Here is an 8579-nt window from a genome sequence, read left to right as displayed (position 1 = left end):
CGCGGTGTCGCGATCTGGTTATTTGTGCCTTTCGGTATGCTCGTGATTTACCACTACTATGTCGATGGACTGATCTGGCGTTTTCGCGATTACCCGGCGCTGCGGAAGCTGCTGTTGAAATAACAAACCTGCGCTGTCCTACCGGTTAGTTTTCTCATGCTGAACTATAATAATCATTGGTGCCGAATCATGAGTGAAACCAAAGCCAAAACCTAATGCCGCTAAAGAAGATCGAGGAAATTGTCCGGGAATTCTTTCAGTTCCGATCATCCATTCGATTGGTGTTTCTTTTCGGATCTGCTCTAAAGTTTAAGAAAGGAAAGCGACATTGACATCGCCGTTTTGTTTGAAAACGCACCCGATCTTTTCCAGGTTCATCAGATTGTGGGTAATCTTGAAGAAAAGTTGAAACGAGATGTCGATCTTGTTGTATTGAATCACGCGTCACCCATCTTACGGATGCAGATATTGAAGTATGGGACCATAATCTTCGGCGCAGATTCAAATTACTACAAACAATTCTTCAGAGATACAATCAACCAGTACGAGGATCTAAAACGAATTCGAAGGGAAGGGGAGAAGAGTATATTGAAAGGCGGTATTTATGGTTGATGGCGACATTCTTCTATCCAAAGCGGATGCTATTCAACGGGCCCTGAAACGAATTAAAGGTGTAACCGGGCTCGATCCGAATGCGCTGGATAATCAGGATAAACAAGATATTTTTCTTCTAAACCTTCAACGGGCAATCCAATCCACTATCGATCTTGCCAGTCATGTTGTCGCTTCTGAAAACCTGGGATTGCCTGATACAGTCAAAGGTTATTTCGTGCTGTTGGAATCTGCTGGAATTCTTAACAAGAATCTTGCGGAAAGAATGCGAGCGATGACAGGCTTTCGAAATATCGCAATTAACGAATATGAGGCGTTGAATCTACAAATCGTAAAATCGATTCTTGTAAAACATCTCAGCGATCTTGAAGAGTTCTACTTGACGATCCTGAAACACTACATGCCCGGAGCGGGCGGGACGCCCGCATCGCGGACGTGACGTCCGCGCTACTTTGTTTACTTAGTCGCTGTAAGGGAATACCTGATCGTGCTCGCGTTTTGGAATTGATCCAGGCACTTCAATATAACGTATTCCGTGGCCGAAGGAACTTCATTGATTTCTATTTTGTAGGTTTCAGTAGGGGAGTCATCGATTAAGTCAACAGGGAATACAGAGACCCAGGTTCCAGGTGTCACTGAATATTGAAGTTGTTTAATCGGACTGAATTGGTCCTCAGCTTTCAGTTGAATGACTGCGCTCTTGCCCGATCTTGAGACTTGCGTTACTTCCAAACGGGGAGCAGAGTTATCGACATCAAACGGCGCGCTCTCCTTGGAGTTGTTCAGTGCAAATTTTCCGGGATTGCTGAGCCGGTCCGTTACCGTTACTTGAATCAGGTACGTTCCATCCGGAATCGTTTGCGTATCCCATGCAAAAATGTTTTCCTTTAAATCCTTTGCAAGAAGTTTCCAGTTCTTGTCAGCGGTGGGTTTGTAATAAACATCAAAAACCAATGAATCCTGGTTGGCATCCGATCCGTTCCACGTGATCGTCTGGTACCCTTTTCGAAATTCGGCTTTGCCAAGAAAAGAAGTTGCGGCTTGCGGAGTCTGTTGAAATTCAGGCTGTTGAATTGCGGGTTCCGCAACCGCCTCAGTTGATCCGGCGATACCATCTTGCTGAAATGTTGCAGCCTTTTTGTAAACAGCGCCAGGGGGTAGCGCTACGATAGCATCAATTTCCGGCCTGATATTTTGTTGCAAGTATGCGATGCGCACGCTCCGAAGCACCGGAGTAATCTTGCTGTCGGACGTATTCAGATCTGCCTTCCACTGAATGAATCGACCTTTGGGACTGCTGATTTGATGCCCGGAAGGATCTGAGCCCGGGGTTGACCATGCCGACCACGTATCGTCCGGTGTCTTCGTATTTCCGGATCGTGTAGACAGCAGGATCGTTGTTCCAGCCGGCGTTTGGCCTTTCCAGGTCACCCTTCCCCAGGCCGAAGGCGTTCCTGTGTCTTTGATATCAGAGAAATACGTTCCACTTGCTGAATGATTTTGAACCAGCTCGTAAACATGACCCGGATTCGCCGTTGCCAGATAAATCTTACCATGGTTCAGCACACTGGGAATTTGGTCTTCAGCGGTTTTTAGAAGGATTGTGCTTTTCTTGTTCTTGTTGAGCTTGATGAGTTTGGACTTCTTTCCGGTCGAAAGAAGCAATGAGTCCGCATCGCTCGAGGCCTGAATGTCAAGAATGTGATCTTCGGACGAAAACATCAGTTCGGACGTTCCATCCGGATTGATCCTGTAGAGTTGGGATGCCGTCGGTCTCGCGGGTGTCATGGATGGTTGAGGCGTAAATGGTGCGATTTCGACACTCGTGACGACCGTACCTTCCTGTTCGTCCGGTGTTGTATCTACAGCCGGTTGCGGCGTTGTTATCTGTGGAGGCGCTGGCGGCTGAATGGCTCTTGGTTCGGGAACCGTTGCAACTCCGCTGATCGCTGCAAAGTAAATTTCACCGCTTTCGCTGCGATGAATCGAAGTAATTTGTTGTTGGTCAGCATCATATAAAACGGATGCCTTTCCGTTTGATTCGATTGAGTAGAGTATTCCGTTTCGATCGGAACCAGCTATCAATCCTTTCTCTTTATCCCAGAGGAGAGTCGTGATATTTGCTTCATTGGTATCAACAAGAACTTCTCCTTTGCCATTCTTGTCCACCCTGTAAATCTTTCCCTGATCTCCCGTTGCAACGTAAAGATTCCCGCTCGAATCGAACGTGAGATACCATATGTATTTATCAGCAGGATCGAAAAAGACCTGGGAAGCGCCATCCTTTTTGATTTTGTAGATCTTTCCATCAGGCGACGTCGCCGCATAGAGATTGCCGTCACCATCCAGCGCGATATTCTGGACCTCCAGTTCGGGAGTATCCAGCAGCGTAGATGCTTTACCGGCGGAATCAATTTTTATGACTCTGCCCTCGTTGCCTGTTGCGGCATAAAGCGTTTGCCCGTCATTCAATATCTTCCAGATGATGGAATCAGTGCTTTCATATACCTTCTTGAGTTGAGGAGCCAGCATCAACTCTGCATCACTGGTGATGGAAATGGAATGCGGATCACCGGCAGAGAATTGTTGTTGCGTGTTCTCTTCCCAAAACTGAGGAGTCACGGCAAAGGACAAAAAAGGCATAGAAAAAACCAGAAGGAAAACAGTTGCTTTCATAGATTTTATTTTGAGATCAGTTTTGTCTCGGCAAAACCTTAACGGCAAAATACTTTGTGCCGGTAAGGAAATAGTCAATGGGACGACTATCTTCCGAAAGGACCAAGCTATTCACTCTTTGTGAACTTCCAATTGTTTGTGATGAGGAAAGAATCGAGTAAGCTGACGAAGGGAGTTTATAGAGACTGCGTCCCTTCATGACAAGCGTCGGTTCCGTTAGGAACGTTTTAACATAAATTCGATCGTTGGAACGCAAGTTATTCAGCAACGAGACAATCTGGTCAAGACTATCCGGCTTATACGCCTTTCCAAATTGAGCATATTCCTGCCGGCTGATTTCCTGTCCGCTTCCTACAATAAAATGCAAAACCGAAGCGTCCAGATCTTCCGGAATTGTCAGATCAAATTCTTCCGCCTGTTTATGCCCCTGATAAGTCTTGTAGACGGCTTTTATTTTCAACTGATCACCCGGATGCACTTCGTTGCGATCCAGCCACACTTCCAGAAGCTCGGCTTCTTTGCGTTTCATCGCGAGCTCGACGTTGATACCCACGCTTTCTACATCGATTCGTCTAAATTCATTTGCCATCAATGTGTATAAGACCGAAGCAAGATACTGAGAAGCATTGGAGAAGCTGGCCATTCCGCTGAAAATATTGTTGAACTGAATCGTTGATGAATTCTTCAAATCGATTGTCCCGGAGACTCTCAGCGTGCTGTCTCCATATCCCAGTTGTGTCGCAAGGATTGTATTCTGGAACGTAAAATCCAGAAGAAGCGGAGCAAGGAGAGCGTGGTTTACCACTTCAAAATTGAAGTCGCGTTTTTTCTTTGCTTCATCATTTAGGGTAACGGTCACAGGAATCATAGGCGACTTTGGTCCGACAACACCGTAAACGGCGGAGCGAAAATCCTGTTTTACGGATCCAACAATCGGACCGCCGGAACCAACTTTAAAAGAAGAGAACAGACTCGGAACAACTGCAAAGATTCGAGCCGTTGCCATGGGAAAATCGATGGGACCGAGATTGAAGAAGGGATGGCCAAACGCCAGAATCTTTTCCTTATCGCGATAGGTAACTGTTCCGATCGCTCCGATATCAAGATCACCACGAACCAGCTGAACGCTGATGGGAGAGCCCGGTATTAATTCGTCTGCTGTCGGCGCTTCTTCCGTCTTTCCCATCACACCTGCTTGCATCGGCTGCATTCCAAAGGAGCTGAAAAGCGGACGAAACCGTTCGACCAGTTTAGGGTCAAAACCGGAAACCATTAAAGGCGTAGCAATCGGAGTTAACTCTACGTTACCGATACCGGGAACAGTTGCATCGACCTTGGGTGGAGAAGGCATCTTGCTCGTTAACAAAGATTCGAATTCATAATATTGCGCGATTTCCAACGGGGGTTGGATTGGCACTTGATCGACCACAGGCGTTTGCGCTTCCAGCATTGATTCGATCGGAGTGATTCCTGCGATCGGCGTTTTCGCAAATGGCCAGGAATACGCCACGGCGCCTATCATTTTTCCATCGACAAAAACGGGGCTTCCGCTCATGCCGGCGATCACACCCGTTTCTGCAAGGCTACCCCCTTTCAGAATTCCAAGGATCATGCTGTGTTGCGGGAAAAAATTGTGCAGGACACCTAAAATCTCAACCTGAAATTCTTCAATATCAGTGCCTTTGAAAACTGTCTTCCCCGTCCCAATCATTCCTTCTTTCACTTCCGACAGACGCATGATTTCGCTTCCCATGGAAACATGCGTGATCATCATGATGCAGGAAATCAGAAGGAAAAACTTAAGTCGTTTCATAGCTTTACCCACCCCGGCCTCTCCATTTTAATCTAAATACCATTAATGTAATCATTCCTAGAATTCCTGCAACATCGGCAACCCAGTCATAAATCGAGGCATATCGCCCCGGAACATAGCTTTGATGGATCTCATCAGAGGCCGCATAAAGGGAGCCTATCAATATGACGGCGATCACTCGCCGGATTTCCAGAGTCCAAAAACGTTCCCGGGCGAAGGCCCTCCATAGGAGGAAAGCAAAGAAAGAGTACTCAAAGAAGTGCAGGACCTTATCCGACTTCTTCGGCATTTCGGGCACCGTGGAAATAGATGAAAGCAAGAAGATTACCGCAGCGTAGAAGATTACGGGCCCCCAGTATGACACGCGTCTAATGCGGTTTGTAACGCCGGCTTCCAGCCGGCCAGATTTTTCAGATCTCAAAATGTTTTGCCGGCTGGAAGCCGGCGTTACAACGGCTCATTTGATGGGGAAGGGGTACATGATCCACGCTATCAACAGCGCAATCAGTACGAGAGAACCAAAGAACTTCCAAAAGTAGAGCCATTGCTCTTTAGGCGTTTTTTTAGTCACCAAAGCGATCACTGTGGAAGTGAGAAACGCGAATATGACCATCAAGAAAAAATGACTGACCATCTATTCTTTTCTCTTGTGCGCAATATCATAGGCATCCAGTATGACGAGAAAGTTAAGGAGTCCGGCAACCCAGGTAAACGTATTTCCGTATTCGAATGTCACTGATTCAATATTGCCTTCACCGAAACGAAAGCGATTGGCAAATGAATACAGGGAAAAAGAGGAATGGTTGCGGGCGTAGGATGCAATTGTGCGCGCTGTAAAGTACGGAGTTCCAACACCGGTCTGGGAAACCATGGCAAAGAAGGTCAAGGGTTGTTGCGGTTCGTAATGCCAGATTCTTGCTCCCAGATTCAGCCCCCAGTAAAAGAGAATCACGATGCACAGGAAAAATGTGATTGCTCTCTTCGGCCGTTTCAACAGAAGATGCGCTGCGCCGGGAATCATCCACCCTAGCAAGACAAGAACGGATATGTACCACAGATTCGTTGATACTGCCGGTGCTTCGGCTTTTTGCGCAGTTTCAGTCATGATGAAGGCAATATTCTATGAGTCCGGACCTCAACAGTCAAATATTAATCGTGGATCGTGATCGTAATCATGATCGTGATCGTCAAATCATAATCGTGATGATAATGAGATTACGATTACGATCACGATTACGATCCACGATTATTAGGATTCGAAGGTGGGAGGGATGTAGTGAATGTACGCGGTCATGATTTTGATTTCTTCATCCTTTTCGTTGAGGTCCGCTTGCAATAGATCACGAAAAGAGATGATTCCAATGAGCTTACCCTCTTCAATAATGGGTAAATGACGAATATTCGACTGCTTCATTCGAACCAGAATCTTTTCGATATCCTCGTCCGGCTCCCCGATTATCAAATCCTTTGTCATGACCTGCTCTATGGTCGTTTTCTGAGTATTCAGATTTTTCGCAACGACGCGGTTCATGATATCCCGTTCGGAAAAGATTCCGACCACTCTTTCTCCCTCGAGGACAGGTAACGCTCCAATTTTTTTTTCTGCCATGATTTTGGCAGCTTCATATACGGTTCGACTTTTTGAGATTACGGTTAAATCCTGGCCGGTAAGAAGGTCTCGAGCTGTCTTCATGGGGCTACCGCAAAAAAACGCTATCTGTAATGGACTATACCATATTTCTTTGAACATTTGCTTCCTTTATATTTATGTGTGTAGAAGTGGACAATGCAAGCTCCTTCCAATCCCCTTCGTTTTCTGCCGCTTGTGAAAAGCATTGCGTTGCAAACGCGCGACACGATTGCTCCGCATGTCGATGTCGAACTATTGGTAGAGCGGGGACGTATTGCATTAACCGAATCGCTCACTCAATATCGCAGCAGGCAGGGACTAACTTTGCGAAACTATCTGACCTACAAGATTCGGGGAGCGATCTACGATGGCCTCTCAGGACATTCGTGGCCCAATAACGAATCCTGGCTGCACTATCTTTTTGCAAAAAAATCGAACGAACTACTTCTACACTTTCATTTATCCGCGGAGGGAACCATAAAACGAAGCATCAAAGCTGAGGAAGAAGAGGTTCTCCATTTGCTGAGGCTCCTTGCCGTTATTGCGATGATCGTCTTCGGAGCAGAGCGTATTGTGGGGCTGAAGCGATCCATCCATCTTCTGGATGCACGTCAAAAGGATTTTATAAAACATTACTATGAACAAGACCTCACGATGGAAAGGGCAGCGGAAAAAATAGGACTTTCGGGTCCGGTGTCGTTTCGATTTCATTTGCAGATTCTGGAGAAACTTGCCGCTGAACTCGCCGCGAACAACGAACTTAATGTATAGTAACGATACGTTCTATGCGAGTGGATCGAAGCGGTCTAAAGGGGATTGGCGGTGCGGTATCCGGATCAGGCAAAGAAACATCCATTCAAAGAAAGAATGGGAAAGTCAAATTAACTGCTGGTAAAGAGGATGAAGTTCTCATAACGCAAGTCCAGGATTCGATAAGAATTCAAGTCAACAACTCCAGTGTCCTTGCGTTAAGTCGTGAAGAATCAAAAAACCTCGAAATTCTGCCCGGAGCCGGGCGAGTCTCGATTGATTCCAACGTTACGATCCCGATAAAAGGCCGCGCTCCTGCTAAGACAGAAGATACCGCTACTTCAAGAGTCGATCCGTCTGTTAGTTCAGGGCGCAAGGAAGAAACATCCTTCACCAGTAGTATCACGCAAAAACTAATAACATCGGGGCTGCCGGATACTTCGGTTCTTGAGACCAAGCCAATTGTTATGGGGAACGAGGGCTTGCAGCCGAGTGTGGTGCGGACGACTCGTCCGCAAAGCGAAGACGATCGTAGGCTATCAGTACTGGCGGGTGAGTCGCCCGCACCACTATCAGAACGAGATCAAACTGTTTCTTTTATTCGCTCTTTTATAGGAAACCGGTCCCTATCTCTGAGTGATCAACAGACCATTCACACGCTTCTTGCGAGTGCCGGGACGCCAGGAGAATTCAACGAGATTGTAAATGAAGCCGGTGGGAAAAAAGTTGTTGAGCTCTTCAAGAATGCAGAAATGAAGCTTTCCTGGGACCGGCTGGTTGGGGCATATGCCAGATTGGACCTTGCTGAGAATCGCCAGGAAGCGAAGAAAACACGCGAACTGCTCCTGGGAGATGCAAACAGTTTGCAGCAGTACTTATTCTTCTCTGATCAACCACTCGTTCTTCGAGGGAACGTGTTGACGAATGAAATCGATTTAAGCCTGCTGGACCGCCGCGCGACTGTTTGCCTTGTACTGGAAAACGCGGTCCGAGCTCATGAGGGTCATGCGCTGATCAATCCCAATCAATTGCGAGAAAAAACAATCGACATTCTCATTGATTCGACGATTCCGAAAGAAAAACAACTGGATTTACTGG

Annotated in this window: 9 protein-coding genes; 4 read left to right on the top strand and 5 right to left on the bottom strand. The window is 46.7% G+C overall.

Annotation, left to right across the window (positions count from 1 at the left end; genetic code table 11):
- The first annotated feature begins 342 nt into the window (after positions 1-342).
- Both L0156_14415 and L0156_14410 read left to right on the top strand, forming a co-directional pair.
- A complete protein-coding gene (locus L0156_14415; protein MCI0604189.1) occupies positions 343-612 on the top strand; it encodes a nucleotidyltransferase domain-containing protein in 270 nt (89 codons plus the stop codon).
- Positions 605-1051, top strand: a complete 447-nt coding sequence (locus L0156_14410; protein MCI0604188.1) for a DUF86 domain-containing protein — start codon at positions 605-607, stop codon at positions 1049-1051. The genes L0156_14415 and L0156_14410 overlap by 8 nt, the downstream gene beginning before the upstream one ends.
- A gap of 17 nt (positions 1052-1068) precedes the next feature.
- Here L0156_14410 and L0156_14405 read toward each other — a convergent pair whose 3' ends face one another.
- The 5 genes from L0156_14405 to L0156_14385 form a co-directional block, all read right to left on the bottom strand.
- Entirely contained in the window at positions 1069-3288 is a 2220-nt protein-coding gene (locus L0156_14405) for a hypothetical protein (protein ID MCI0604187.1), read from the bottom strand.
- Positions 3289-3304: 16 nt separating this feature from the next.
- The gene (locus L0156_14400; protein ID MCI0604186.1) at positions 3305-5101 is read right to left on the bottom strand and encodes a hypothetical protein; all 1797 of its coding nucleotides are present in this window, start codon (positions 5099-5101) and stop codon (positions 3305-3307) included.
- 4 nt (positions 5102-5105) lie between these two features.
- Positions 5106-5390 carry a VanZ family protein gene (locus L0156_14395; protein ID MCI0604185.1) on the bottom strand — a complete coding sequence of 95 codons (285 nt, stop codon included), beginning with the start codon at positions 5388-5390 and terminating at the stop codon, positions 5106-5108.
- 345 nt (positions 5391-5735) lie between these two features.
- A complete protein-coding gene (locus tag L0156_14390) occupies positions 5736-6206 on the bottom strand; it encodes a hypothetical protein (protein ID MCI0604184.1) in 471 nt (156 codons plus the stop codon).
- Between the two features lie 144 nt (positions 6207-6350).
- On the bottom strand, positions 6351-6794 hold the full coding sequence (locus L0156_14385) for a CBS domain-containing protein (GenBank protein ID MCI0604183.1): 444 nt from the start codon (positions 6792-6794) through the stop codon (positions 6351-6353).
- Between the two features lie 93 nt (positions 6795-6887).
- Here L0156_14385 and L0156_14380 point away from each other — a divergent pair, with 93 nt between their 5' ends.
- Both L0156_14380 and L0156_14375 read left to right on the top strand, forming a co-directional pair.
- On the top strand, positions 6888-7502 hold the full coding sequence (locus L0156_14380) for a hypothetical protein (protein ID MCI0604182.1): 615 nt from the start codon (positions 6888-6890) through the stop codon (positions 7500-7502).
- Positions 7503-7516: 14 nt separating this feature from the next.
- Positions 7517-8579 (top strand): hypothetical protein (locus tag L0156_14375; protein ID MCI0604181.1); only part of this gene is annotated, 1063 nt, incomplete at its 3' end.

Source organism: bacterium, assembly GCA_022616075.1.
Taxonomy (GTDB): domain Bacteria; phylum Acidobacteriota; class HRBIN11; order JAKEFK01; family JAKEFK01; genus JAKEFK01.
The sequence above is the reverse complement of the archived record's forward strand: the minus strand, read 5'-3'. Positions and strand labels throughout refer to the sequence as shown.